At 58.4% G+C, this 25877-nt stretch carries 21 protein-coding genes and 3 tRNA genes; 13 read left to right on the top strand and 11 right to left on the bottom strand.

The features are described 5' to 3' along the window. Positions 1-23: 23 nt before the first annotated feature. Entirely contained in the window at positions 24-857 is an 834-nt protein-coding gene (hpnD, locus tag IEV40_RS00645; RefSeq protein WP_188419053.1) for a presqualene diphosphate synthase HpnD, read from the bottom strand. 74 nt (positions 858-931) lie between these two features. Beyond that, positions 932-1765 carry a squalene synthase HpnC gene (hpnC, locus tag IEV40_RS00640; RefSeq protein ID WP_188419052.1) on the bottom strand — a complete coding sequence of 278 codons (834 nt, stop codon included), beginning with the start codon at positions 1763-1765 and terminating at the stop codon, positions 932-934. A gap of 225 nt (positions 1766-1990) precedes the next feature. On the opposite strand from hpnC, the gene IEV40_RS00635 reads away from it, so the two are divergent. The 9 genes from IEV40_RS00635 to IEV40_RS00595 all read left to right on the top strand — a co-directional run bounded on the left by IEV40_RS00635 (position 1991) and on the right by IEV40_RS00595 (position 11038). Beyond that, positions 1991-2077: transfer RNA gene (locus tag IEV40_RS00635), tRNA-Leu, on the top strand. 32 nt (positions 2078-2109) lie between these two features. Continuing rightward, the gene (tig, locus tag IEV40_RS00630; RefSeq protein WP_188419051.1) at positions 2110-3459 is read left to right on the top strand and encodes a trigger factor; all 1350 of its coding nucleotides are present in this window, start codon (positions 2110-2112) and stop codon (positions 3457-3459) included. A 52-nt stretch (positions 3460-3511) separates the two neighbouring features. Next, the gene (clpP, locus tag IEV40_RS00625; protein WP_308632356.1) at positions 3512-4141 is read left to right on the top strand and encodes an ATP-dependent Clp endopeptidase proteolytic subunit ClpP; all 630 of its coding nucleotides are present in this window, start codon (positions 3512-3514) and stop codon (positions 4139-4141) included. Between the two features lie 147 nt (positions 4142-4288). Further along, positions 4289-5560 (top strand): ATP-dependent Clp protease ATP-binding subunit ClpX, encoded by a 1272-nt coding sequence (gene clpX / locus IEV40_RS00620; protein ID WP_188419050.1) that lies wholly within the window; start codon positions 4289-4291, stop codon positions 5558-5560. Positions 5561-5801: 241 nt separating this feature from the next. Continuing rightward, the gene (gene lon / locus IEV40_RS00615; protein WP_188419049.1) at positions 5802-8219 is read left to right on the top strand and encodes an endopeptidase La; all 2418 of its coding nucleotides are present in this window, start codon (positions 5802-5804) and stop codon (positions 8217-8219) included. Between the two features lie 260 nt (positions 8220-8479). Next, positions 8480-8752 carry an HU family DNA-binding protein gene (locus IEV40_RS00610; RefSeq protein WP_188419048.1) on the top strand — a complete coding sequence of 91 codons (273 nt, stop codon included), beginning with the start codon at positions 8480-8482 and terminating at the stop codon, positions 8750-8752. Between the two features lie 95 nt (positions 8753-8847). Beyond that, a tRNA-Val gene (locus IEV40_RS00605) sits at positions 8848-8923 on the top strand. Positions 8924-8958: 35 nt separating this feature from the next. After that, a tRNA-Asp gene (locus IEV40_RS00600) sits at positions 8959-9035 on the top strand. A 77-nt stretch (positions 9036-9112) separates the two neighbouring features. Then, entirely contained in the window at positions 9113-11038 is a 1926-nt protein-coding gene (locus IEV40_RS00595; RefSeq protein WP_188419047.1) for a SurA N-terminal domain-containing protein, read from the top strand. A 66-nt stretch (positions 11039-11104) separates the two neighbouring features. Here the strand turns inward: IEV40_RS00595 and IEV40_RS00590 are convergent, their stop codons facing one another. Then, on the bottom strand, positions 11105-11716 hold the full coding sequence (locus tag IEV40_RS00590) for an arylesterase (protein WP_229723893.1): 612 nt from the start codon (positions 11714-11716) through the stop codon (positions 11105-11107). A gap of 46 nt (positions 11717-11762) precedes the next feature. Between IEV40_RS00590 and IEV40_RS00585 the strand changes: the two genes are divergently transcribed. Next, entirely contained in the window at positions 11763-12446 is a 684-nt protein-coding gene (locus tag IEV40_RS00585; protein ID WP_188419045.1) for an ABC transporter ATP-binding protein, read from the top strand. Between the two features lie 15 nt (positions 12447-12461). Here the strand turns inward: IEV40_RS00585 and IEV40_RS00580 are convergent, their stop codons facing one another. The 3 genes from IEV40_RS00580 to IEV40_RS00570 form a co-directional block, all read right to left on the bottom strand. After that, positions 12462-13997: an NAD(P)H-hydrate dehydratase gene (locus tag IEV40_RS00580; protein ID WP_188419044.1), complete on the bottom strand. Its 1536-nt coding sequence runs from the start codon at positions 13995-13997 to the stop codon at positions 12462-12464. Between the two features lie 156 nt (positions 13998-14153). Then, positions 14154-15404, bottom strand: coding sequence for a D-amino acid dehydrogenase (locus IEV40_RS00575; RefSeq protein WP_188419043.1), 1251 nt, complete (start codon positions 15402-15404; stop codon positions 14154-14156). 165 nt (positions 15405-15569) lie between these two features. Continuing rightward, positions 15570-15719, bottom strand: coding sequence for a lmo0937 family membrane protein (locus IEV40_RS00570; RefSeq protein ID WP_188419042.1), 150 nt, complete (start codon positions 15717-15719; stop codon positions 15570-15572). A 239-nt stretch (positions 15720-15958) separates the two neighbouring features. Here IEV40_RS00570 and IEV40_RS00565 point away from each other — a divergent pair, with 239 nt between their 5' ends. The 3 genes from IEV40_RS00565 (at position 15959) to purL (ending at position 21912) form a co-directional block, all read left to right on the top strand. After that, complete coding sequence (locus tag IEV40_RS00565) at positions 15959-17146, top strand: AI-2E family transporter (protein ID WP_188419041.1); 1188 nt, start codon at positions 15959-15961, stop codon at positions 17144-17146. A gap of 138 nt (positions 17147-17284) precedes the next feature. After that, a complete protein-coding gene (locus tag IEV40_RS00560) occupies positions 17285-17689 on the top strand; it encodes a DoxX family protein (RefSeq protein WP_188419040.1) in 405 nt (134 codons plus the stop codon). A gap of 221 nt (positions 17690-17910) precedes the next feature. Beyond that, positions 17911-21912: a phosphoribosylformylglycinamidine synthase gene (gene purL / locus IEV40_RS00555; protein ID WP_188419039.1), complete on the top strand. Its 4002-nt coding sequence runs from the start codon at positions 17911-17913 to the stop codon at positions 21910-21912. A 202-nt stretch (positions 21913-22114) separates the two neighbouring features. On the opposite strand, the gene IEV40_RS00550 is transcribed toward purL, so the two are convergent. The 5 genes from IEV40_RS00550 to IEV40_RS00530 form a co-directional block, all read right to left on the bottom strand. Beyond that, a complete protein-coding gene (locus tag IEV40_RS00550; protein ID WP_188419038.1) occupies positions 22115-22891 on the bottom strand; it encodes a peptidylprolyl isomerase in 777 nt (258 codons plus the stop codon). 68 nt (positions 22892-22959) lie between these two features. Then, positions 22960-23229, bottom strand: coding sequence for a BolA family protein (locus IEV40_RS00545; protein WP_188419037.1), 270 nt, complete (start codon positions 23227-23229; stop codon positions 22960-22962). Between the two features lies 1 nt (position 23230). After that, on the bottom strand, positions 23231-23851 hold the full coding sequence (locus IEV40_RS00540) for a septation protein A (RefSeq protein WP_188419036.1): 621 nt from the start codon (positions 23849-23851) through the stop codon (positions 23231-23233). A 13-nt stretch (positions 23852-23864) separates the two neighbouring features. Next, the gene (gene msrB, locus IEV40_RS00535; RefSeq protein ID WP_188419035.1) at positions 23865-24272 is read right to left on the bottom strand and encodes a peptide-methionine (R)-S-oxide reductase MsrB; all 408 of its coding nucleotides are present in this window, start codon (positions 24270-24272) and stop codon (positions 23865-23867) included. After that, positions 24269-25771, bottom strand: coding sequence for a protein adenylyltransferase SelO (locus IEV40_RS00530; RefSeq protein WP_188419034.1), 1503 nt, complete (start codon positions 25769-25771; stop codon positions 24269-24271). Before IEV40_RS00530 ends, msrB begins: the two co-directional genes overlap by 4 nt. Between the last annotated feature and the right edge of the window lie 106 nt (positions 25772-25877).

Raw genomic sequence — 25877 nt, 5'->3', positions numbered from 1 at the left:
GAAAGAGAGAGAAAAGCAGTGCGTCAGCCGCGCACATAAGTGGTCCAGGCCAGCCACAACTTGCGCAACGGCGTCAGCGAGATGCGCTGGTTCAGCACATGGAAACCGTCGCGTTCGACTTCGCCCAGCAGCGCGCGATAGATGGCAGCCATGATGAGACCGGGGCGTTGCGCGCGGCGATCTTCCTTCGGCAGCAAGGCAAAGGCTTCGTCGTACAGACGCTGCGCGCGTTCGGCCTGGAAACGCATCAATTGCTCGAAACGATCGCTGTGGCGCGCATGCAGGATGTCGGCGGCGGTCACGTTGAACTGCTGCAGTTCGCTGACCGGCAGATAGATGCGGCCCTTGCGCGCATCTTCGCCGACGTCGCGGATGATGTTGGTCAGCTGGAAGGCGAGGCCGAGTTTTTCCGCGTATTGCAGCGTTTGCGGATTGGTGACGCCGAAGATGTTGGCCGACAGGATGCCGACCACCCCGGCCACATGCCAGCAGTATTTCTGCAGGCCGGCGAAATCCAGATAGCGCGTCTGGTCCAGATCCATTTCCATGCCATCGACGATGGCGATCAGCTTGTCGCTGTCGATCGCATAGCGTTCTAGGTGTGGTTGCAGTGCCTGCATGACGGGATGCGTTGCGTTGCCTGCCATCAGCGCGGCAATTTCGGTACGCCACCATGCGAGCTTGATGCGGGCCACGCCGGCGTCCGTGCATTCGTCGACGGTATCGTCCACTTCGCGGCAGAACGCGTACAGCGCGGTAATGGCGCGGCGCCGGTCCGGCGGCAGGAACAGGAAACTGTAATAGAAGCTCGATCCGCTTTGTGCGGCTTTTTGCTGGCAGTATTCGTCGGGAGACATGAGTGTGGGCGCTTTGCGCTGGATTTGCGCTGAATCAAGCCGCTATGCTAGCCGAGTCGGGCAGTGGCGACAAATCAAGATGATGCGCGCAGGGAAGTGCGCATGCGTATCGCGCGCCAGACGATGCGCAGCCAGTCGCTGCTGTCCAGCTTGGGACGGCGGCGATGGACGTCGAAATCGATGGCTTCGATTTTTTCCAGGATGCGCAAACCGCCTTGCACCACCATGCGCAGTTCCCAGCCGATGCGGCCAGGCAAGCGCAGCGCCAGCGGTGCGCCGGAAAGCAGCATGGCGCGCGTACGTGCGACTTCGAACCACATCAGCGCACGCCAGGCATCGTGGGTGCGTCGTTCGGACATGTCGCGCTCGGATATGCCGAACCGGAGCAGATCTTCCTGCGGCAGATAAACACGCTGCTTTTCCAGATCGATGGCTACGTCCTGCCAGAAATTGATCAACTGCAGTGCCGAGCAGATCGCGTCCGAATCGCGCACATTGGGTTCGGTCGCCGCATCGTACAGATGCAGCATCAGGATGCCGACCGGATTGGCGGAGCGGCGGCAATAGTCGAGCAGGGCATCGAAGGTTTCGTAACGCTGGATGGCGACGTCCTGTTTGAACGCCGACAGCAGATCGCGGAACGGCTGCAGCGGAAGCGAATGTTCGCGGATGATGCGTGCCAGCGGCTGGAACAGGGGAATGGTTGTCGGCTGGCCGGATGCGATCCGGTCCAGCTCCATTTCATAGGCGCTTAGCGCAGCGAGCCGCTGGTCCGCTGTCGCATTGCCTTCGTCGGCCAGATCGTCCGCGCTGCGAGCGAATGCATAGATGGTTTCCACCGCCGGCCGCAACCGGGCGGGCAACAGCAATGAAGCAACAGGGAAATTTTCGTAGTGGTCGACGGGCATGTGAGCGGTAGCAGGGATTGCCAGAGCGCATGGTAAAGGAAAAAGCGGGGCCTGCCGCCGGAATGACATGAGGCTCGGCATGGCAAAGTGTCAAAAATCAGCGCAGCGAGGTTAAAATCCAGTAAAATTCCGGGTTGAAGTTGAAAAGCCGGCATCATGGCAGCGCAGGGCGACACGCATTCACTTCGTGGTCGCCCTTTGCATTTTTGCCGGCGCACCGATCCCGCGAGGATGGCGAAATTGGTAGACGCACCAGGTTTAGGTCCTGACGCCAGCAATGGTGTGGGGGTTCGAGTCCCCCTCCTCGCACCACGAAAGTATTCTTAATTTTTTGGACGATTCACATGGCAACTGCAGTCGAAACCCTCGAAAAACTCGAACGCCGCATCACCATCAACGTGCAAGTCGCTGACGTACAGGCCGAAGTGGAAAAGCGCCTGAAAGTGCGTGCGCGCACGGCCAAGGCGCCGGGCTTCCGTCCGGGCAAGGTGCCGATGAAGATGGTTGCGCAGCAATACGGCTATCAGATCGAGAATGAAGTGCTGAACGACAAGGTCGGCCGCGCATTCAGCGAAGCGACCGGCGAGAACAATCTGCGTGTTGCCGGTTTCCCGAAGATCGAACCGAAGACCGAAGGTGCCGCCGAAGGCACGATCGCATTCGATGCGATCTTCGAGGTCTATCCGGAAGTGAAAATCGGCGATCTGGCACAGGCGGAAGTCGAGAAGGTTACAACCGACGTCAGCGAAGGTGAAATCGACAAGACGATCGATATCCTGCGCAAGCAGCGCGTCCATTACCACGTCAAGGGCGAGCAGAGCGCGCACGGCGACGGCGGCTCCGATCTGACCGCAAAGAACGGTGATCGCGTCACCATCGATTTCGTCGGCACCATCGACGGTGTTGAATTCCAGGGCGGCAAGGCAGACGACTACGCTTTTGTGCTGGGTGAAGGCCGCATGCTGGCTGAATTCGAAAACGGCACGCTGGGCCTGAAGGTTGGTGAATCGCGTACTTTCCCGCTGTCGTTCCCGGCCGACTATCACGGTGCCGACGTCGCCGGTAAAACCGCAGAATTCAAAGTGACGCTGAAGCAGATCGAATGGGCACACATGCCGGAAGTCGACACGGAGTTCGCCAAGTCGCTGGGCGTTCCCGATGGCGATCTGGGCAAAATGCGCGAAGACATCAAGAGCAACCTGCAGCGCGAAGTCGGCAATCGCATCAAGGCACGCGTCAAGGACAGCGTGATGGATGCGCTGATCAAGAACAGCGAACTGGATGTGCCGAAGGCGCTGGTCGATCAGGAAGTCGATCGTCTGATGGACCAGACCCGTCAGGATATGGTGCAGCGTGGCATGAAGATCAACAACGACATGCCGTTCCCGCGCGAACTGTTCAGCGAGCAGGCGGAGCGTCGTGTGCGTCTCGGCCTGATTCTGGCCGACATCGTCAAGACCAACGAATTGCAGGCCAAGCCGGAGCAGGTCGCTGCGCAAGTCGAGGAATTCGCGCAGAGCTACGAAGATCCGCAACAGGTTATCAAGTATTATTTCAGCGACCGCAATCGCCTGGCCGAGATCGAGGCACTTGTTTTGGAAGAAAACGTCGTCAATTACGTGCTGGGCAAGGCGAAGGTGACCGAGAAGCCGGTCGCGTTCGACGAATTGATGGGTAATAACGCACAAGGCTGATAGCAACTCACGATAATGAGAGCGCCTTGTGCGCTCTTTTCGAGGAAAGCAGATGACGACAAGCATGATCCGCACTTCCGCGCTCGATACCGACATGCTCGGTATGGTGCCGATGGTGATCGAACAAAGCGGCCGTGGCGAGCGCGCGTATGACATTTACTCGCGACTGCTGAAAGAGCGCATCATTTTTCTGGTCGGTCCTGTCAACGACCAGTCGGCCAATCTGATTGTTGCGCAGATGTTGTTTCTGGAAAGCGAAAACCCGGACAAGGATATTTCCCTGTACATCAACTCGCCGGGAGGTTCGGTTTCTGCCGGCATGGCGATCTACGATACGATGCAGTTCATCAAGCCGAACGTCTCCACGCTGTGTACCGGTCTGGCAGCATCGATGGGCGCTTTCCTGCTGGCTGCCGGTGAGAAGGGCAAGCGTTTTTCGCTGCCGAATTCGCGCATCATGATTCACCAGCCGCTGGGCGGCGCGCAAGGCCAGGCTTCGGATATCGAAATCCAGGCGCGCGAAATTCTTTATCTGCGGGAACGTTTGAACGGCATTCTTGCCGAACGTACCGGAAAGTCGGTAGAGGAAATTTCGAAGGACACCGATCGCGACAATTTCATGTCGGCGGAAGCCGCCGTGGAATATGGCATGATTGACAAGGTCCTGATGCATCGCGAGTAACACGGCGCTGTCTGCATTCGTGAACGCCCGGCATGTTCCGGGCGTTTTGCTTTGCGTCATCGGATTGGCAAAATTGCCACTGTGAGCGGCGTGACGAATCGTGGATTCGCAGGTAATATCGATCCGTTCAATTAAAAGATACGCACCATGTCAGAGAAAAAATCCTCAAGCGGCGAAAAATTGCTTTACTGCTCCTTTTGCGGCAAAAGTCAGCATGAGGTGAAGAAGCTCATTGCCGGTCCGTCCGTGTTCATCTGCGACGAGTGCATCGACTTGTGCAATGACATCATTCGCGATGAAGCAGCGAGCATCGAATCGGTAGGCGGCACTCCACGCAGCGATTTGCCGACGCCGCAGGAACTGTGCGAGTTGCTGGATCAATACGTGATCGGCCAGCAGGCTGCCAAGCGCATACTGTCGGTTGCGGTCTATAACCATTACAAGCGGCTGAAGCATCTCGGCAAGAAGGACGACGTCGAATTGACCAAGAGCAATATTTTGCTCGTGGGGCCGACGGGTTCCGGCAAGACGCTTCTGGCGCAAACGCTTGCACGTACACTCGATGTGCCGTTCGTGATTGCCGATGCCACGACGCTGACCGAAGCCGGCTATGTTGGCGAGGACGTCGAAAACATCATCCAGAAGCTGCTGCAGAACTGCAATTACGAAGTTGAGCGTGCGCAGAAGGGCATCGTCTACATCGACGAGATCGACAAGATTTCACGCAAGTCGGACAATCCGTCGATCACGCGCGACGTTTCCGGCGAAGGCGTGCAGCAGGCGTTGCTGAAACTGATCGAAGGCACGATGGCCTCGGTGCCGCCACAGGGTGGACGCAAACATCCGAATCAGGATTTCGTGCAGATCGATACGACCAACATTCTGTTCATTTGCGGTGGGGCATTCGATGGTCTGGCGAAAATCATTTCGGAACGCTCGGAAAAAAGCGGCATTGGTTTCTCCGCCAGCGTGAAGAGCCGTGAAGAACGTACGGCTAGCGATGTCATGCTGAATACCGAACCGGAAGATCTGATCAAGTTCGGCCTGATTCCGGAATTGGTCGGCCGTTTGCCGGTCGTCGCAACGTTGAGCGAACTGAACGAAGATGCGCTGATCCAGATTCTGGTCGAGCCGAAGAATGCGCTGCTCAAGCAGTACACCAAGCTGCTGCAGATGGAAGGCGCAGAACTGGAAATCCGTCCTGCCGCATTGCAGGCAATTGCCAAAAAAGCCATTGCCCGCAAGACAGGTGCGCGCGGTCTGCGTTCGATTCTTGAACATGCCTTGCTGGACGTGATGTTCGAATTGCCAAACGAGCAAGATGTTTCCAAGGTCGTCATTGATGAGAACACCATCAGCAACGGTGCCAAACCATTACTGATCTATCACGAACAGCCGAAAGTATCCGGTTCGAAGTAAGAATTGCGCAAAATGCAGCTGGAATGATGAAAAACGGGCTTTGGCGGCCCGTTTTTCGTTAGAAAAAGGCAGTACAATCAAATTGCAGCAGGAATCTATCAGGCTTCCATCGTAAAGCCACTTCGAAGAACGTCTTCGCGGGTGGCTTTTTTGTTTGTAGGATGGATTTTTGTTGCTGACCGGGCTTGTGTTTTGGCCGCTCGTGCCAACATCATTAACACGTTTATCGATAAGGCTCGCCATGACGACTACACTTTCCATTGAACAAACCCAACTTCCGTTGTTGCCTTTGCGGGATGTCGTTGTCTTCCCGCACATGGTGATTCCGCTATTTGTCGGTCGTCCCAAATCAATCAAGGCACTGGAAGCAGCAATGGAGCAGGGCAAGAGCATTATGCTCGCTGCCCAGAAAGCTGCCGCCAAGGATGAGCCGTCCGCTGACGATATCTACGAGATCGGCTGCGTCGCCAACATCCTGCAGATGCTGAAGCTGCCCGACGGTACCGTGAAGGTGCTGGTCGAAGGTGCGCAGCGTGCTCGCATCCATCACATCAGCGAACTGGAAACGCATTTCATCGCGGACCTGACGCCGATCGAATCCGAGCTTGGCGACGAGTCTGAAGTCGAGGCGATGCGTCGCGCGATCGTCCAGCAGTTCGATCAGTACGTCAAACTGAACAAGAAAATCCCGCCGGAAATCCTGACCTCACTGGCCGGCATCGACGACGCTGGCCGTCTGGCCGACACGATCGCTGCACATCTGCCGCTGAAGCTCGAGCAGAAACAGGTCATTCTGGAAATCTTCAACGTTGCCAAGCGCTACGAGCATTTGCTCGGCCAGCTGGAAGGCGAACTCGACATCCTGCAGGTCGAGAAACGTATCCGTGGTCGCGTCAAGCGCCAGATGGAAAAATCGCAGCGCGAGTACTACCTGAACGAACAGGTGAAGGCGATCCAGAAGGAACTGGGCGAAGGCGAAGAGGGTGCGGATCTCGAGGAACTCGAGAAGAAGATCGTCGCTGCGAAAATGCCGAAGGAAGCTTTGGCCAAGGCACAGAGCGAACTGAAGAAGCTGAAGCTGATGTCGCCGATGTCGGCCGAAGCAACGGTCGTGCGCAACTACATCGATACGCTGCTCGGTCTGCCTTGGAAGAAAAAATCCAAGGTCAACAACGATTTGACGAACGCCGAGAAAGTGCTCGAAACGGATCACTACGGCCTTGAAAAAATCAAGGAACGCATCCTGGAGTATCTCGCCGTGCAACAGCGTGTCGACAAGCTGAAGGCGCCGATCCTGTGCTTCGTCGGCCCTCCGGGTGTCGGCAAGACCTCGCTTGGCCAGTCGATCGCGCGTGCGACGAACCGCAAGTTCGTGCGCATGGCGCTGGGCGGTGTGCGTGACGAAGCTGAAATTCGCGGTCATCGTCGCACTTATATCGGCTCGATGCCCGGCAAGATCTTGCAGAGCATGGCGAAAACCGGTGTGCGCAATCCGCTGTTCCTGCTCGACGAAATCGACAAGCTCGGCATGGATTTTCGTGGCGACCCGTCGTCGGCTTTGCTTGAAGTACTGGATCCGGAACAGAATCACACGTTCTCCGATCACTACGTCGAAGTCGATTTTGATCTGTCCGACGTGATGTTCGTGGCGACGTCGAACTCGCTGAACATTCCGCCGGCACTGCTCGATCGTATGGAAGTCATTCGTTTGTCCGGTTATACGGAAGACGAGAAGACCAGCATCGCGCAGCGTTATCTGTTGCCGAAGCAGATCAAGAACAATGGCTTGAAGGAAGGCGAAATCAGCGTGGCTGAATCGGCGATCCGCGACATCATCCGCTACTACACGCGTGAAGCTGGCGTGCGTTCGCTGGAGCGCGAAATCTCGAAGATCTGCCGCAAGGTCGTCAAGATGCTGCTGCTGAAGAAGCAGGATCGTAAGATCAACGTGACGTCGAAGAACATCGACAAGTTCCTCGGTGTGCGTCTGTTCGACTTCGGTGTGGCCGAGAAGGAAAATCAGGTCGGTCAAGTGGTCGGTCTGGCGTGGACCGAAGTCGGCGGCGATCTGTTGACGATCGAAGCAGTCAGCATGCCGGGCAAGGGCAACATCATTCGCACCGGTACGCTGGGCGATGTGATGAAGGAATCGATCGAGGCGGCGCGCACTGTGGTACGCAGTCGTGCGCAGAAGCTCGGTATCAAACCGACGGCATTCGAGAAGAACGACATCCATATTCACGTGCCGGAAGGTGCGACGCCGAAGGATGGTCCATCCGCCGGTATCGCGATGACACTGGCGATGGTGTCGGTCTTTACCGGTATTCCGGTGCGTGCCGATGTCGCGATGACGGGCGAGATCACGCTACGCGGCGAAGTACTGCCGATCGGCGGTCTGAAAGAGAAACTGCTCGCAGCACATCGCGGCGGCATCAAGACTGTGCTGATTCCGGAACAGAACGTGAAGGATCTCGCGGAGATTCCTGACAACGTGAAAAACAAGCTCGAAATCGTTCCGGTTCGCTGGATCGACAAGGTGCTGGAAATTGCGTTGGAGCGTGCACCGGTTGCGCTGTCGGATGAAGAGCTGGCCGAGGTCGCTGCGTCGTCGGTCGCAAAATCGTCGGAATCATCCGATCCGAATGTCGTCAAGCACTGATGTTATAGACGTGTTGCACTGTCGAAAAAGCGCTCTTCGGAGCGCTTTTTTTTCGCATATGTGCCGAACGTCCGTATAAAAACAAAGAAAGTGTGTCGTCAGATCAGGCGATCTTCAGAGGAGGACTGCCCGGAAAACCGCTTGACACAAGGCTTTGCGGCTTGTTTAATACCTGCTGCAGATTTTTCTGCGCTGCGTATCGTCGTGATACAAATTGCGTATGACGACATGCGATATTCAACCTTTGTGAGGGGACGTACGTGAACAAAACCGAATTGATTGACCACATTGCCGATTCCGCAGACATCTCCAAGGCTGCTGCTACGCGCGCACTCGATTCCCTGATTGGTGCCGTCAAAGCCACGTTGAAAAAGAACGGTTCCGTTACCCTGGTTGGTTTCGGTACATTCTCTGTTGGCAAGCGTGCTGCTCGCACCGGTCGCAATCCACGCACCGGCGAAGCGATCAAGATCAAAGCTGCCAAAGTGCCGAAGTTCAAGCCGGGCAAGGGACTGAAAGACGCCATCAACTAATTTGCGTAGTGCTTTTTGCAGCGACATGCTGTAAAATAGTTCGTCTTTGCGGCGTGGTGACAACGCTGAATGTTTGACTGGTTAAGCAAGGCTTAGGGTGCTTAGCTCAGTTGGTAGAGCGGCGCCCTTACAAGGCGTAGGTCGGGAGTTCGAGCCTCTCAGCACCCACCAAGCAGTCAGACTCGCAAGGAAACATCAAGCAGTAGGGAGTGGTAGTTCAGTCGGTTAGAATACCGGCCTGTCACGCCGGGGGTCGCGGGTTCGAGTCCCGTCCACTCCGCCAAAATCAAAAAGGCGAACGAGAGTTCGCCTTTTTTCATATCGACGTCCAGATCGTGCCTAGTTTGTGATTGGTTAGCCATGTTTGAATTCATCCGCACCCACCAACGTCTGATGCAGTTTCTGCTGCTCCTGATCATCTTCCCGTCATTCGCGTTTTTCGGCATGGAAAGCTATACCAGCATGCGAGAATCCACGAATGCTGTTGCCAAGGTCGATGGACAGGAAATCACGCAACAGGAGTGGGACGCTGCGCAACGCGAACAGATGGAGCGTTTTCGTCAGGTATTGGGCAACCAGTTCGATTCGAAAATGTTCGATACGCCTGAGGCGAAGCGAGATATTCTGGATAACATGATTGCGCAACGTGTGCTGGCCGGCGAGGCCAGGCACAACCAGTTGTCAGTTTCAAATCAGCTGCTGCAGCAGACGATCGGCAGCATGGCCGCGCTGAAAGGTGCTGATGGCAAGTTCGACTACGAACGTTATCGTGCGTTGCTGGCGGCGCAGGGATTGACGCCGGAAATGTACGAAGGACGTCTGCGTCAGGATCTGGCTGTGCAGCAGGTGAATGCGGCGATCCAGACGACGGCCTTTGCGCCTGATTCGCTGGCCAAGCGCCTGTCCGAACTCGGCGAGCAGGAGCGCGAAGTACAACAACTGTCGTTCAAGGCAGCCGACTACAAGTCGCAGGTGAAAGTTACCGACGACATGCTCAAATCGTATTACGAGCGCAGCACGCAATTCAATGTGCCGGAACGCGTGAAGGCGGAATATGTCGTGCTGACGGCCGATGCGGTGGCATCGCAGATCAATGTCAGCGATGCGGACATCAAATCCTATTACGAGCAGAACAAATCGCATTACGGTACGCCGGAGCAGCGCCGTGCCAGCCATATCCTGATCGCGGTGAAGAAGGATGCGACGGATGCCGAAAAGACGGCGGCAAAGGAAAAGGCCGAAAAACTGCTGGAGACGCTGCGCAAGAACCCGCAGCAGTTCGCCGATCTGGCCAAGAAGAATTCGGACGATCCGGGCTCGGCTGAACGTGGCGGCGATCTGGATTTCTTCAGCAAGGGCATGATGGTTCCATCCTTTGAAGATGCAGCCTTCAAGCTGAAGCAGGGCGAATTGAGCGGCCTGGTGCAGTCGGACTACGGCTATCACATCATCAAGGTCACGGCGATCAAGCCGGCGACGGTCAAGACGTTGGATGAAGTGAAGGGTGAGATCGCCGGAGAAATCCGCAAGCAGCTGTTGGCGAAGAAGTTCGCCGAGACGGCGGATGTGTTCAACAACACGGTATACGAGCAATCGGACAGCCTGAAAGATGTGGCCGACAAGCTGAAATTGAAGATCGAAACGGCAGACAATCTGTCGCGCCAATCGAATCGCGCATTGCCGGCGACGGCGTTGTACAACAATCAGAAGTTCCTGACGGCATTGTTCTCGGATGATGCGTTGAAGAACAAGCGGAACACTGAAGCGGTCGAAGTGGCGCCAAATATACTGATTGCCGGCCGCGTCGTTGATTACAAACCGGCATCCAAGCGTCCGTTCGAGGAAGTGAAGGCGCAAGTGCATGATCGTGTCGTGGCGACGGAAGCGGCCGCGCTGGCGAAGAAGGCTGGCGAGGCGAAACTGGCCGAACTGAAGGCGAAGGACGATGCCGCAGGCTTCGGCGCTACGCAGGTTATTTCGCGCGCAAAAAGCCAGGGCGTGAATCCGGTCGTTTTCCTTGCAGCGATGAAAGCGGATACGTCCAAGCTGCCGGCTTATGCCGGTGCAGATCTGGGCGATCAAGGCTATGGCATCGTGCGTGTCGTGAAGACCATGCAGCCATCCGGTGTCGACAATGCCAAGCGTCAGGCGGAAAAGCAGCAGATCACGGCTGCACTGGCGCAGGAAGAAACGCAGGCTTACATCGAGACATTGAAGCAGAAGGCGAAAGTACAGATTCTGCGTCCGGTGCATGCCGGCTCGGAATCGACCGAATCGACCGAATAAAATCGGCGCAAGAATCTGAGCTGAAGTAAAAAAGCCGCTGAATAATCAGCGGCTTTTTCATGAGCATTACCGGAGCAGCGGTTTCAGATACGGCCAGATGTTGTCTAGGATGATGGGATGTGCTGTTTCGTTCGGATGAATGCGGTCTGCCTGGAACAGTTCCGGTTTTTCCGCAACGCCTTTCAGCATGAAAGGCACCAGGGCCGTCTTGGATTGTTTTGCCACTTTGGGAAACAGTGCGGTGAACCGTTTTGTATAGTCGGCGCCGTAATTGGGCGGGATCTGCATACCGATCAGCAGAGTCTTCGCATGGGCATTCGCGGCACTTCCGACCATGGCTTCCAGATTGTCCTGTGTGGCGGCCAGAGACAAGCCGCGCAATGCATCGTTGGCACCGAGTTCGATGATCACGACATCGGGCTTATGCTTGTTCAGCAGCGACTGCAGGCGTGCGCGGCCGCCGCTGGTGGTTTCGCCGCTGATGCTGGCGTTGACGATATTGGCAGGGATTTTTTCAGCGACGAGCCGCTGCTGCAGCAGGCTGACCCAACCGCGGCCGCGCTCCAGTCCATATTCGGCCGACAGGCTATCGCCGAGCACCACGATGGTTTTTGATGCAGAATAGGCCGTCATTGCAAACGTGGCCAGCATCAGCGTCAGTATCATCTGCAATGCCATTCGAAATACCGATCCCACCTGATGAGACAACCTGAAATCAAACGGCATGCCTGAATCCTCTCTTTCGTATCCTGCAATCGAAGCAATCAATCTGACGAAGCGCGTGGCCGATGCAACCGGCGAACTGACTATCCTGCATGGTGTCGATTTTACCGTGCAGCCCGGCGATACGCTGGCGATCGTCGGCGCATCCGGTTCGGGGAAGTCCACCTTGCTGGGTCTGCTGGCCGGACTGGATACGCCGTCGAATGGAACGGTTCGACTAAACGGTACCGATATCTTTGCGCTCGATGAAGATGGCCGTGCCGGCTTGCGCAAGGAACGGCTGGGCTTCGTGTTCCAGTCGTTCCAGCTGCTGGGGCATCTGAATGCACTGGAAAACGTGATGCTGCCGCTGGAATTGCGCGGCGACGATCGGGCGAAGGAAAAGGCGGAAACCATGCTGGCGCGTGTTGGCCTGTCGAGCCGGCTGAAGCATTATCCAAAGTATCTGTCAGGCGGCGAACAGCAGCGGGTCGCGCTGGCGCGAGCCTTCGTCTGCGAGCCGCCGCTGCTGTTTGCCGACGAGCCGACCGGCAGCCTCGATGCTGCGACCGGCGAGGCAGTCATCAAGCTGATGTTCGAATTGAATCACGAGCGTCAGTCAACGCTGGTGCTGGTCACGCACGATCCATCGATCGCCGCCTTGTGCCGGCAGACGATCACGATTTCGGCTGGCCGGTTGCTCTGAGCGGAAACGTCTTTCTCAATTTGTGTGCGGCGCATGCTCGGCAATCAGCCGGTTCAATAGCGCGCGAATCTCGGGTATCAATTCGCTGGCGACGACGCCGATCGGTCCGATACCGCGACGGACCAGTTCATCCGCTGCCGCGCCATGCAGCCAGACGGCGGCAAGCGCCGCTTCCCAAATAGGCCATTGCTGTCCCAGCAACGCGCCGCATACACCAGACAGCACGTCGCCGGAACCAGCTGTCGCCAGTGCCGGATTACCAGTTGGATTGATGGCGATCCTGCCGTCCGGCGACGCAATCACCGATCCCGAACCTTTCAGTACGACCACGGCATGCAATGTGGTTGCCAGCGTGCGGGCCGCATCGATGCGATTCGCCTGTACCTGTTCGGTGGTCGTGCCGAGCAGGCGTGCTGCTTCCAGCGGATGCGGCGTGAGCAGGGCGGGTGCGCGTCGCGATTGCAGCTTGTGCCGCAATGCGGGTTCTTCCGAGATCAGATTCAATGCATCTGCATCGAGCACCAGCGGCGCTTGGGTGGCAAGCGCTTGCGCAAGCAAGTCGTGCGCTTGGCGCGACGTTCCCATGCCGGGGCCGGCGACTGTTGTTCGGCCGCTGAAATCGATGTCGGCTGCGGCACGGCACATCAGCTCCGGTTGCTGGCTGTCATAGGCTGGCGTATCCGCGATCGAGGCAACGAAGACACGGCCGGCCCCACATTTGGCTGCGGTACGGGCAGAGAGAATGACGGCGCCGCTCATGCCGGCGGCACCGCCCAGTACCACCACGTCGCCATAGCTGCCCTTATGCGAATTGTGCGGCCGACGACGCAATGCGGGGGAGAAAGCGGCAATGCTGTTCAAAACCATCGGCGTAGATGAGACGGCAAAGGATTCTGGCGCAATGTCGAGGCAGGCAACGCTGACAGCACCCGCATGATCGCGGCCATCGCAGGTGTGCAGGCCGGGCTTGTCACCGATGAAGGTCAAGGTATGCGTCGCACGGACGGCGATGCCCTCCGTACCGCCGACCACGGTGCCGGTATCCGCATCCAGGCCGCTTGGCACATCGAGCGACAGGATAGGAGCGGGCAGTACGTTGATCGTTTCGACCAGTTGCTGCCAGTGGCCGGACAGCGGACGCGCGAGGCCGATGCCGAATAATCCGTCGATGATCAGTGCCCAGTCGGTCCGTGTAACGGCATCGTATTGCTCCGGTTCGAGAAAGACGATGTGGCTGGCTACCGCCCGCAAATAGGCCTGATGTGCATCGGATGGCAGTTGCGCAATATCGCCTGTCATCAGGACGGTGACATCGCAGCGCGCATGCGCCAGCAGGCTGGCGGCTTCCAGTGCATCGCCGCCGTTATTGCCGGGGCCGGCGAGCACCAGTACCGGTGGCATGCCGTCCGCATCGGCCAGCAGTTCGAGCGCGAAGGCAGCCGCCGCCTTGCCGGCACGCTGCATCAATGTATATGGCGGCAGCATGCGCAATGCGGCTTCTTCGATGCTGCGTATGGTTGCGACGGAATGGAGCGGATGCCTGCCGGTCATGGGAGCGCCGTGGAAGTGGGTTCGCTCCCGATTCTAGCCGAGACCGGCAGACACGCAAGCAATCCGGACGTTACTGGCGCGTCGTCGACACGATCATGCAATGCCGCTTGCCGTTCTTGCGTATGCCAGATCTGCCTGGCGCGATCCGGCGATCGATTAGGCAGTCTGCAGGCGCGACATGGTCAGGCCGTCGATATCGATGTCGGTCGCTCTGCAGGACACGATGTCGGCGACCAGCCGGCCGGCGCCAGCCGCCATCGCCCAGCCGGCCGAACCGTGGCCGATGTTCAGGAAGACGTTCTTCGCGGGTGTTTCACCGATTAGCGGCACGTTGTCGGGCAACATCAGGCTGTTGCCCGACCAGAAGGTGGCTGCATTGTAATGGCAGGCATCGGGGAACCAGTCGTAGGCTGTTTTCAGCAAGGTGTTCAGTGCGTTCTGCCGCAGGGCCGGCGTACGGGCACCGAGTTCGGCCGTGCCGGCGATGCGGATGCGGTTGCCAAGGCGGGCAATCGACGTTTTGCAGCTTTCATCCATCAAGGCATTCAACGGCACGGATTCATAATTGCGGATTGCCGCGGTGGCCGCATAGTGACGCACCGATTGCACCGGCAGTTTCATGCCGAAGGGCGCCAGCAGGGCGGCACTGTCGGCGCCGGTGGCGAGCACGACGGCATCTGCGGACAGGTTCAGCTCACCGACCTGCATCAATACGCCGCGATACGAGGAATGGATGGCTTCGATGTTGCAGCCGAAATGGAATTCCACTCCCATCGTCTGGGCAAGCTGGCGGATCTGACGTGTGAACAGCGGACAGTTGCCGGATTCGGCCTGTGGCAGGTAGAGGCCGCCTGCGAGTCGTGCGGATGAATTTAGCGCCGGTTCCAGCAGGCGCACATCTTCCATCGTGAGGACGTCGTGGCGAATGCCGGCTTCCTGCAGGAAGTCGAACGCAGGCTTTGCCAGTTGCAGTTCACGTTCGGTGCGATAGACCTGCAGATAGCCTGCGGTCTGTTCGTAATCGAGTTGATGACGGTCGCGCAGTTGGCGAATGATCTCATCGCTGTAGGCGGCCACGCGATGCATGCGTGCGCGATTGGTGCGGTAGCGCTCGGTATCGCTTTCGCGCATCCAGCGCCGGATCCAGTGCCACAGGGATGGATTCAATGAACGATGAAGGTGGAGTGGCGCATCCTGTCGCAGCAGTAGTGAAAGCAGCGACTTCGCCATGCCCGGCGCAATCCAGGGCGAAACGCCATCGGTTGCCAGGATGCCGGCGTCGCCAAAGCTGGCTTCTTCCGCAACGTTGTTGCGGCGTTCCAGGACGACGACTTCGTGTCCTGCCTCGGCCAGAAAATAGGCGGTGCTGACGCCGACTACACCCGCCCCGATGACCGCTACTTGCATTACTTCCAGCCTCCCAGAAATCAACTCGCCATGTTACCAAGCCGGCTCGTCGCTGCGCCAGCGTAGTGGTTGAAAATGTCGAATAAATTTTTTCGGATGCGATCTTTTTGTCGCGGCGACAACGAAAAGCCGCCCGAAGGCGGCTTTTGTCGGCATGCAATGGCATTACATCGGACGACGCCCACTGATGATGCGCAGCAGGACGACGACGATGGCGATGATCAGCAGCAGATGGATGAAACCGCCCAGCGTATACGAACTCACCAGGCCGATCAGCCACAGGATGACGAGTATCACTGCAATGGTATAAAGCATGGCACGTCCTTTCTTTTTTGGAGGAGGGGGAGACCTGCCACGCTGCATGTGCAGACGACTGTGGACAGCCGGGCAGGTTCGTTCGCTTTTTATCCGTTTCCAGTCTAGGGGTGCGTTCCAAACGGAATCTGTGCGCTACCGTACATTGTTGCTGGCTGGCAGGCGTCTTTGCCTCGGCCGGGAACGATCCATGCCGTGGATTGCCCAATGGCAGTGTCCTTCCTGCATTTGCCGCGAAAATGAAAAACCAGATCGACGAAAGCCGGCCGCATGGAACCGGCGTAGTCCGCCATGAGACCGCAAGCGATAGCCCCCTTCAGCATGAAAGAGCCGCAGCGCTGATTCCGCTGCCGGTGGATGCGCGCGGTATCTCGCTGATTATCCTAGCCAGCGTGGCATTGGTGTTTGCCTTGTCCGCGGCGAACAAGTTTTTCATCCCGCTGGTCTTCGGCATTTTCGTCGCCTATACGTTGAGTCCGCTGGTGACGTGGCTGGAACGCATACGCATTCCGCGCCTGTTCGGCACTTCCATCGTGATCGCCGCAATCCTGAGCAGCGCCTTGCTGACGACATGGAATCTGCGCGACGAATTCAATGCCATCCTCAGCGACCTGCCAGTGGCAACGCAGAAGATGGCGCGCACGTTGCGCAACCTGCATCGCGGCCAGCCGAGCGCGATCCAGCAGATGCAGAAGGCGGCGACCGAAATCGAGAAGGCAACCAATCAGGCGGCCGGCGTGCGTGCTGCGCCCAGTCGTGCCAATGCGGATCGTTCACTGTTCAATCTGAGCGAATGGCTGCGTGCGGGATCGGCAGGCGCAATGACTTTTCTCAGCCAGACGGTGATGGTGATCTTCCTGGTGTTTTTCTTCCTTGCTGCCGGCGATACCTTCAAGCGCAAGCTGGTCAAGGTCAGCGGGCATGCGCTGTCGACACGCAAGATCACCGTCAATATTCTCGATGCGATCAACAAGTCGATCCAGAACTACATGCTGATGCTGCTGGTGACGAACGCGCTGTTCGGCATCTTGATGTGGGCTGCGCTGGAGTGGATCGGGCTGGCGAATGCCGGCGCCTGGGCGATCGCTGCGGCTTTCCTGCACATCATTCCGTACTTCGGTACGGTGCTGATCATCGCCGCGACCGGCGTCAGCGCCTTCATGCAGTTTGAAACAGTGAACGGATTGTTGCTGGTTACGGCTGCCACGCTGGTGATCTCGACGGTAGTCGGCACCTTCGTCACGACCTGGATGACCGGCCGTATTGCCCGCATGAATGCGGCGGCGGTGTTCGTGTCGCTGCTGTTCTGGACCTGGTTGTGGGGCGCCTGGGGCATGCTGCTGGGTATTCCGATTACGGTGATCGTCAAGGTGATTTCCGAGCATGTGGAAGGCTTGAGTGCAGTTTCGGAATTGCTGGGAGAGTAGAAGTAGCGAGAAGAAGCGCAAGGACAAAGCAGAAAGGAAAGCGGCACTTGCCATCGTCCGGCACAGGCGTATGATTCCTGCGGAGCGGACGGCCGTCCGCCTATAGGTGTTGTGCATTCAACCGGAAGGGGGCGAGCGATGGGCAATACGGACGATCTCGGAAAACTGCTGTTGCGCGTGGTGCTGGGCATGCTGATACTGCTGCACGGAATATCGAAAATCATGGCCGGGCCGGCATTCGTCATCGGCGCCGCGACGCAAGCGGGGCTGCCTGCCGCCATTGGTTATCTGGTCTATCTGGGCGAAGTGGTTGCCCCCATCCTGCTGATTGTCGGTCTGTGGTCGCGACTGGCGGCGCTGATCATTGCCGGCAACATGTTATTTGCGATCTTTCTCGTGCACATGAAGCAATTGGCGACGTTGTCCAACACCGGTGGCTGGGCGCTGGAATTGCAGGGGATGTTTCTCTTTACGGCGCTGGCGCTGGTCCTGCTGGGAGCGGGGCGCTTCAGCGTAGGCGGGCGCGGCGGCCGCTGGAACTAGTCTCGCTGCCGTGAAATGCGGCGGATCGCCGATTCGTCGCGAACCGGATGCTTGAATGAAAGGACGTCACATGACGTCCTTTTTTCGTCTTCCGGATGGCGATTTCCCCGGCCGCGGAGGCGGTTTCCGAGGGCACCTCGCGGTATAATCACGGTTTCCGATCCAAATCGCGGGTTGGAGGCCATTTCGTTCCGCCTTCCCGCCTCAACTGCCATCTCGCCATGCTGATTCTGCCAGGTTCCAACGCCCTGTCTGCCTTCCGTACCGAACGTCTCCTGCAACAACTTCACCAGATCGATTCCGCCATCGCCGGCGTCTCCGGGCGTTATCTGCACTTCATCGATTCTTCCGCGCCGCTGGCGCCTGAAGACGTCCAGCGCCTGGAAGCCATGCTGACCTATGGCGAGCCTTTCGCATCGAAACTGGAAGGTGAGGAATTCGTCGTGATTCCGCGTTTCGGCACCATTTCGCCATGGGCCAGCAAGGCGACCGACATTGCACACAATTGCGGCATGACCGGCATTCACCGCATCGAGCGCGGCATCAGCTATGTCGTCCATCTGAAGAGCGGCCTGCTGGGCGGCGTGAAAACCTTGTCCGAAGAGGATGCCGTTGCGGTGCAAGCCCTACTGCACGACCGCATGACGGAAACCGTGCTGCGCGATGCACAGCAGGCCGTCGGCTTGTTCGAGGAGCTGGAAGCCAAGCCGCTGGCGCATATCGATCTGCTGCAGGGCGGTCGTGCCGCGCTGCTCGACGCCAACGCCGAACTGGGCTTGGCGCTGTCGGACGACGAGATCGATTACCTGCTGGACGCCTTCACCGCAGCCAAGCGCAATCCGACCGACGTCGAACTGATGATGTTCGCGCAGGCCAACAGCGAACACTGCCGCCACAAGATATTCAATGCCGACTGGACCATCGACGGCCAGCAGCAGGACAAATCGCTGTTTGCGATGATCAAGAACACGCACCAGCTGTCGCCGCGCGGCACCGTCGTCGCCTACAGCGATAACTCGTCGGTGATCGAAGGCGGCAATGTGATGCGTTTCTATCCGCGTGGCGACAATACATATGCGCCCTCGGATGAACTGACGCACATTCTGATGAAGGTCGAGACGCACAACCATCCGACCGCGATCTCGCCGTTCCCCGGCGCCTCGACCGGTGCCGGCGGCGAAATCCGCGACGAAGGTTCGACCGGCCGCGGCGCCAAGCCGAAAGCCGGCCTGTGCGGCTTCACCGTTTCCAACCTGATGCTGCCGGATGGCGAGCAGCAATGGGAAAACGCGCGCGATGTCACGCTGCCGTCTGACCAGAAGGTCGATGCCGATGTGTACGGCAAGCCTGACCGCATCGCCTCGGCGCTGCAGATCATGATCGACGGCCCGATCGGCGCGGCGGCTTTCAACAACGAATTCGGCCGGCCGAATCTCGGCGGCTATTTCCGGACCTATGAGCAGAACGTCGGCGGCGTCGTGCAGGGCTATCACAAGCCGATCATGATCGCCGGCGGCATCGGCAGCATCGCCGCACAGCATACGAAGAAGAACGCCTTGCCGGTCGGCAGCCTGCTGATCCAGCTTGGCGGACCCGGCATGCGCATCGGCATGGGCGGTGGTGCGGCATCGTCGATGGCGACCGGTACCAATACGGCCGATCTCGATTTCGATTCCGTACAACGTGGCAATCCGGAAATGGAGCGTCGTGCGCAGGAAGTCATCAATGCCTGCTGGGCGATGGGCGAAAACAATCCCATCCTTTCGATCCACGACGTCGGCGCCGGCGGTCTGTCGAATGCCTTCCCGGAAATCACCAACGACGCCAAGCGTGGCGCGATTTTCGATCTGCGCGAAATTCAACTGGAGGAAAGCGGCCTGTCGCCGAAGGAAATCTGGAGCAACGAATCGCAGGAGCGTTACGTGCTGGCGATCGATCCGGAAAACCTGCCGAAATTCCAGGCATTGTGCGAACGCGAACGCAGCCCGTTCGCCGTGGTCGGCACTGCGACCGAAGAGCGTCAGCTGAAGCTGGTCGATCCGCTGCACGACAACGAGCCGGTCGATATGCCGATGGATGTACTGCTCGGCAAACCGCCGAAGATGCATCGCGACGTTACGCACGTCGAGAAAAGCCTGCCGGCAATCGACCTGACCGGCATCGATCTGCTGGAAGCATCGGTGCGCGTGTTGCGTCTGCCGACGGTGGCGGATAAATCCTTCCTGATCACGATCGGCGATCGCACCGTCGGCGGAATGTCGGTGCGCGACCAGATGGTGGGTCCGTGGCAGGTTCCGGTTGCCGATTGCGCCGTTACGGCGATGAGCTTCGAAGGCTATCTGGGCGAGGCGATGGCAATGGGCGAGCGCACGCCGCTTGCTGTCATCGATGCTGCCGCTTCCGGCCGCATGGCAGTCGGCGAAGCGATCACGAATATCGCGGCTGCACCGATCGCAGACATTTCCGACATCAAGCTGTCCGCCAACTGGATGGCGGCCTGCGGCCAGCCGGGACAGGATGCGGCATTGTTCGACACCGTCAAGGCAGTCGGCATGGAATTGTGCCCGGCGCTCGGCATCAGCATCCCGGTCGGCAAGGATTCGCTGTCGATGCGCACGACGTGGCAGGATGAAGGCGTGGACAAGGCCGTCGTCGCGCCGGTTTCTCTGATCGTCTCGGCGTTTGCGCCGGTGCATGATGTACGCAAATCGCTGACGCCGCAGTTGCGTACCGATCTGGGCGACACCTCGCTGATCGTCATCGATCTGGGCCGCGGCAAGAACCGCATGGGCGCATCCGCCTTTGCGCAAGTCATGCAGCAGATCGGCAACGATGCGCCGGACGTGGACAGTGCGGAAGATCTGAAGGGTTTCTTCAACGCGATTCAGCGCCTGAACAACGAAGGCAAATTGCTGGCCTATCACGATCGTTCCGACGGCGGCCTGTTCGCCACGCTGTGCGAGATGGCGTTTGCCGGTCACACCGGTCTGTCCGTCAATCTCGATATCCTGACGCTGGAAGGCGAACACGCCAGCGACGCCGGCGATGCGAAGAACTGGGCGCAGCAAGTCGGCGAGCGCCGTAACGATATGACGTTGCGGGCGTTGTTCAATGAAGAACTGGGAGCAGTCATCCAGGTGCGCGCGGAACAGAAGTCCGAGGTGATGAACGTGCTGCGCGAATACAATCTTGGCGGCTGCAGCCACATCGTCGGCACGCTGAACGATCACGACATGATCGAATTCACGCGCGACGCCAAGACGATCTACAGCCAGTCGCGCATCGACCTGCAACGCTTCTGGAGCGAAACCAGCTGGCGCATCGTACGCCTGCGCGACAATCCGGACTGCGCCGATGCTGAATACGACCGCATCCTCGACAAGCTCGATCCGGGCATCACGCCGCTACTGACCTTCGATCCGCAGGAAGATATCGCCGCACCGTTCATCGCGAGCGGCGCACGACCAAAGGTGGCGATCCTGCGCGAGCAGGGCGTGAACTCGCAGGTCGAGACGGCCTACGTGATGCACAAGTCCGGCTTCGAAGCGGTGGATGTGCACATGAGCGACCTGATCGCCGGCCGTGCACATCTGGCCGACTACAAGGGCGCGATTGCCGTCGGTGGTTTCTCTTACGGCGACGTGCTGGGTGCCGGCGAAGGCTGGGCCAAGACCATCCTGTTCAACGCACAGCTGGCCGAACAGTTCGCCGACTTCTTCTTCCGTGCGGATACCTTCGCGCTGGGCATCTGCAACGGCTGCCAGATGATGAGCAACCTGAAGTCCATCATCCCGGGTGCGGAAGCCTGGCCGAAATTCACACGCAACAAGGCCGAACAGTTCCAGGCGCGCTTCTCGATGGTCGAGGTGGCGTCGTCACCGTCGATCTTCTTCAGCGGCATGGCCGGCACCCAGACCGCGATTGCGATCGCGCACGGCGAAGGCTATGCGGACTTCTCGCAGACCGGCGATATCGACAAGGCCATCGTCGCGATGCGCTACATCGACAACAAGGGCCATGCAACCGAAACCTATCCGTACAACCCGAACGGTTCGCCGCAGGGCATCACGTCGGTGACGACACCGGATGGCCGCTTCACCGTGCTGATGCCGCATGCGGAACGTGTGTCTCGTACGGTCCAGCAATCGTGGCATCCGGATGCATGGGGCGAGGATTCGCCGTGGATGCGCATGTTCCGCAATGCACGCAAGTGGGTCGGGTGATTATCCCTTCCATCTGAAAAACGGCCGGAAAATATCCGGCCGTTTTTTTGCATGACATGTTTGTGCATGCCGTTTCCCGGTTTCACGCGACGCGATATGGCAAAAAGGGCGTAGTGATGGGGAGTGGTTGCCGGCAGGATCAGGAACCGGGAGAATAAAAAAGGCGCTCGATCGAGCGCCTTTTTCATGGATGAAGCGTGGATTACTTGATCTTCGCTTTTGTGCGCAACTGCTGCTGGTAAGCCTGCAGTTTGCGTTGTTGCAGCGATTCGGTGATTTGCGGTTTCACTTCTTCCAGCGTCGGAATCTTCGCCGCACGCACGTCGTCCAGGCGGATTACGTGCCAGCCGAACTGCGTGTGCACCGGCGTTTCCAGCAACTGGCCTTTTTTCAGCGAAACCATCGCATCGGAGAACGGCTTCACGAAAGCCTGCGGTGCAGCCCAGTCCAGATCACCGCCGTTGGCAGCCGAGCCCGGATCCTTCGATTGCTTGGCCAGGTCTTCGAACTTGGCACCGCCTTTCAGCTTGGCAATGATGGCTTTGGCTTCATCCTCGGTTTCGACCAGGATGTGGCGTGCGTGGTATTCCTTGTCGCTGGCTTGTGCACGGAACTTGTCGTACTCGGCCTGGACGTCAGCATCCTTGACTGGATTCTTTTTCAGGTAATCGCCGACCAGCGCGCGGATCAGGATGGATTGGCGTGCAATTTCCAGTTGCGCCTTGACGTCGGGCGTGGTGCCGAGGCCGAGTTTGTCGGCTTCCTGCACCAGGATTTCGCGGTTGATCAATTCTTCCTTGATCATGGCGCGCAGTTCAGGCGTGTCCTTCTGGCCTTGTGCCGCCATCTGCTTGACCATCATGTCCGCACGGGAAGAGGGGACGGGTTTGCCGTTCACGACGGCAAGGTTTTGTGCCATCGCAGGCAACGCGGAAGACACAAGTAATGCGACCACCAAATGAGCGGGTTTAAAGGTCATATTCAATTCCTGAGTGGAAGTTTGTTGTTGGAAAGAAAACGTGCCGGCTTGCTTTGTTTAAATTTTTGTCAGATTTCGGACGGTGCGAGGGCGGTAATGGCCAATGCGTGAATATCCTTGTGCATCATGTCACTCAAACAATCATACACCAGCCGATGACGTTGGATACGGCTCTGCTTTTCGAATTTGTCGGAGACGATGAACAGGCGATAGTGTCCGCCGCCGGACGCCGCGCCCGCATGGCCGGCATGCAACGCGGATTCGTCCTCAAGTTGACAGGACTCGGGAATGAAAGTTTCCTCAAGGCGGGCACGGATGCGGTCGATGCGATCGCTCATGTTATTGCGGTTCCTTGATGTACTTGGACAGCATCAGGCTTTGCACGACGATGAAAACCAGCATCAGTCCCATGCTGCCGAACAGCTTGAAGTTGACCCAGCTGTCCGTGGAGAAATTGAAGGCGACGTACAGGTTCAGCAGGCCCATCGTCAGGAAGAAGGCGACCCACGACAGGTTGACGCGGCGCCAGATGCCATCCGGCAGCGACATCTGTTTTTCCATCATGGTGCGGATCAGGTTTTTCTTCAGAACAATCTGGCTGAACAGCAGCGCAGCGGCGAAACACCAGTAGAGCACGGTCGGCTTCCACTTGATGAAGGTCTCGTTGTGGAAATAGATCGTCGCACCGCCGAAGACGACGATGATGGCAAGCGACAGCCACAGCGTCGTATCGACTTTCTTCCCGCGCAGCAGCAGCCAGCCGATCTGCACGACGGTGGCAACGATGGCGATTGCGGTGGCGAGCAGGATGGGCGCTTGCGCCAGCGTGACTTCGCCGCCGGAAACCAGGCCGCTCAGATATTGCTGGCCGACGGCCTGCGCGGCTTGCGCATTGCCTTCGCCCCACTTGAAGACGCCGAAGAAAAGGATGACGGGGAACAGGTCGAACAGGAATTTCATGGCAATTGTGCGGTTATTTCAGTTCGGGCATCGGCGAAAAGCTCAGCGATGCGGAATTGATGCAGTAGCGCAGGCCGGTCGGCGGCGGGCCGTCGTTGAAGACGTGGCCGAGATGGGCATCGCAGACGTTGCAGATGATTTCGGTACGCACCATGCCGTAGCTGCGGTCGACCTTTTCCTTCACCATCGCCGGATTCAGTGCCTTGAAGTAGCTGGGCCAGCCGCAGCCGGATTCGAACTTGGCATCCGAGGCGAACAGCGGCGTGCCGCAGCAGACGCAGGTGTAGATGCCGGGTTCGTGATGATCCCAGTAGCAGCCGGTGAATGGTGCTTCGGTGGCGGCATGGCGCGTGACGGCATATTGCTCGTCGTCCAGCTGTTCGCGCCATTCGGCGTCGGTCTTGATGACTTTGTCGATCATGATGAGCAACTCACTTCCAAATCGTTGGCCCAGTCGGGCGGCAGGGCGGCATACTGTTCGTTTTCGGGCTGTTCGTCGTACGGACGCTCCAGCACTTGCAACAACCGTGCAACTTCGGAAAAATCCTTTTTCTGCGCCTTCTCGATGGCAACCTGCGCCAGATAGTTGCGCAGCACGTACTTGGGGTTGACGGCGTCCATTGCAAGTTTGCGCGCGCCGTCATCACTGTTTTCCTGCTGCAGGCGTGTCGCGTATTGTAGCGCCCACGCGTCGAAGGCGGCACGGTCGATGAAGAGGTCGCGTAGCGGTTCGGCGCTGCCGGCATTCCCTGGCCGGAAATTGCCGAGCCGGCGGAAGAAGGACGTGAAATCGGCATGGCTCGCATGCAGGATACCGAACATGTCGTCGAACAGCACAGCATCTTCCGGTTGCGATGTCTGCAGGCCGAGCTTGGCATGCATCAGCGCCAGGAATTTTTCCGAAAAAGCCGGCTTGTAGATGCGCAATGCAGCCTGCGTTTCCTCGACGCTGCCGATCAGCGGCAGCAACGCCTGGCCGAGCGCAAAGCAGTTCCATTCGCCGATCTGTGGCTGGCGCGCGTAAGAATAGCGTCCCTGCTGGTCGGTATGGTTGCAGATGTGATGTGCGTTGAAGGCTTCCATGAAACCGAACGGGCCGTAATCCAGCGTCAGGCCGAGGATGGACATATTGTCGGTATTCATCACGCCGTGCATGAAGCCGACCGACTGCCATTGCGCCATCAGTTGCGCCGTGCGCAGCGTCACTTCCGTCAGCAACGCTTTGTAGGGATTTTCGGCGGCACGCAATTGCGGATAGAAGTTGTCGATGACGTAGTCGGCCAGCGTGCGCAGTTCATCGTGCTTCTCGTTGTAGAACCAGTGTTCGAAGGAACCGAAACGCACGAAGCTTGGTGCCATGCGCGTCGCTACCGCGGCGGTTTCCATTTGTTCGCGCATGACAGGCTGATCGGAGCCGGTCACGCATAGCGAGCGCGTGGTCGGGATGCCGAGCGCTGCCATGGCTTCCGAACAAAGGAATTCGCGAATCGACGAACGCAAGACGGCCCGACCATCGCCCATGCGTGAATACGGCGTCAGGCCGGAGCCCTTGAGCTGCAATTCGAGGCGGTTTGTCGGTGCCGTGTCGAAAGCCGGCACATCGCCGAGCAGGATCGCGCGACCATCGCCGAGCTGGCCGGCCCAGACGCCGAACTGATGGCCGGAATAGACGGCCGACAGTGGCTTCGATCCTTCGAGAAGGCGATTGCCGGTAAAGACATCGGCGAAGGCTTGCGTGCGTGTCTCGGAAAAATCCAGGCCGATCAATGCGGCGGACGAGACGCTTGCCGCGACTAGATAGGGATCGGGCAGCGGCGTCGGCATCAATGCCGTGTAATGCGCAGGCGGCAGCGAGGCGAACGAATTGGCAAGCTGCAGATCGCCGAGATGTTGGCTCGGGCGCGGTGCGGGTGCATTCATGCAGAATCTTTCAGGAGCGTGGCGATTTTTGTCGCCATGAAAGCTGCTATTTTGACAGAGAAGGAAAAGCGCTGCGCACGTGAGCGCGCAATCCGGCGTGGACAAT

Source organism: Oxalicibacterium solurbis (genome assembly GCF_014635845.1).
In the GTDB taxonomy this organism is placed as follows: Bacteria; Pseudomonadota; Gammaproteobacteria; order Burkholderiales; family Burkholderiaceae_D; genus Oxalicibacterium; species Oxalicibacterium solurbis.
This window is presented reverse-complemented; position numbering and strand designations above follow the sequence as displayed.

Bases quoted from the DNA above. Each gene is read 5' to 3' on its own strand.
- IEV40_RS00530 (WP_188419034.1), bottom strand. From the start codon at position 25,771: ATGAATGCACCCGCACCGCGCCCGAGCCAACATCTCGGCGATCTGCAG.
- clpX (WP_188419050.1), top strand. From the start codon at position 4,289: ATGTCAGAGAAAAAATCCTCAAGCGGCGAAAAATTGCTTTACTGCTCC.
- IEV40_RS00565 (WP_188419041.1), top strand. From the start codon at position 15,959: ATGAAAAACCAGATCGACGAAAGCCGGCCGCATGGAACCGGCGTAGTC.
- IEV40_RS00540 (WP_188419036.1), bottom strand. From the start codon at position 23,851: ATGAAATTCCTGTTCGACCTGTTCCCCGTCATCCTTTTCTTCGGCGTC.
- msrB (WP_188419035.1), bottom strand. From the start codon at position 24,272: ATGATCGACAAAGTCATCAAGACCGACGCCGAATGGCGCGAACAGCTG.
- IEV40_RS00575 (WP_188419043.1), bottom strand. From the start codon at position 15,404: ATGCAAGTAGCGGTCATCGGGGCGGGTGTAGTCGGCGTCAGCACCGCC.
- IEV40_RS00585 (WP_188419045.1), top strand. From the start codon at position 11,763: ATGCCTGAATCCTCTCTTTCGTATCCTGCAATCGAAGCAATCAATCTG.
- IEV40_RS00560 (WP_188419040.1), top strand. From the start codon at position 17,285: ATGGGCAATACGGACGATCTCGGAAAACTGCTGTTGCGCGTGGTGCTG.
- IEV40_RS00550 (WP_188419038.1), bottom strand. From the start codon at position 22,891: ATGACCTTTAAACCCGCTCATTTGGTGGTCGCATTACTTGTGTCTTCC.
- lon (WP_188419049.1), top strand. From the start codon at position 5,802: ATGACGACTACACTTTCCATTGAACAAACCCAACTTCCGTTGTTGCCT.
- tig (WP_188419051.1), top strand. From the start codon at position 2,110: ATGGCAACTGCAGTCGAAACCCTCGAAAAACTCGAACGCCGCATCACC.
- hpnC (WP_188419052.1), bottom strand. From the start codon at position 1,765: ATGCCCGTCGACCACTACGAAAATTTCCCTGTTGCTTCATTGCTGTTG.
- IEV40_RS00545 (WP_188419037.1), bottom strand. From the start codon at position 23,229: ATGAGCGATCGCATCGACCGCATCCGTGCCCGCCTTGAGGAAACTTTC.
- IEV40_RS00595 (WP_188419047.1), top strand. From the start codon at position 9,113: ATGTTTGAATTCATCCGCACCCACCAACGTCTGATGCAGTTTCTGCTG.
- IEV40_RS00570 (WP_188419042.1), bottom strand. From the start codon at position 15,719: ATGCTTTATACCATTGCAGTGATACTCGTCATCCTGTGGCTGATCGGC.
- hpnD (WP_188419053.1), bottom strand. From the start codon at position 857: ATGTCTCCCGACGAATACTGCCAGCAAAAAGCCGCACAAAGCGGATCG.
- IEV40_RS00590 (WP_229723893.1), bottom strand. From the start codon at position 11,716: ATGGCATTGCAGATGATACTGACGCTGATGCTGGCCACGTTTGCAATG.
- purL (WP_188419039.1), top strand. From the start codon at position 17,911: ATGCTGATTCTGCCAGGTTCCAACGCCCTGTCTGCCTTCCGTACCGAA.
- clpP (WP_308632356.1), top strand. From the start codon at position 3,512: ATGACGACAAGCATGATCCGCACTTCCGCGCTCGATACCGACATGCTC.
- IEV40_RS00580 (WP_188419044.1), bottom strand. From the start codon at position 13,997: ATGACCGGCAGGCATCCGCTCCATTCCGTCGCAACCATACGCAGCATC.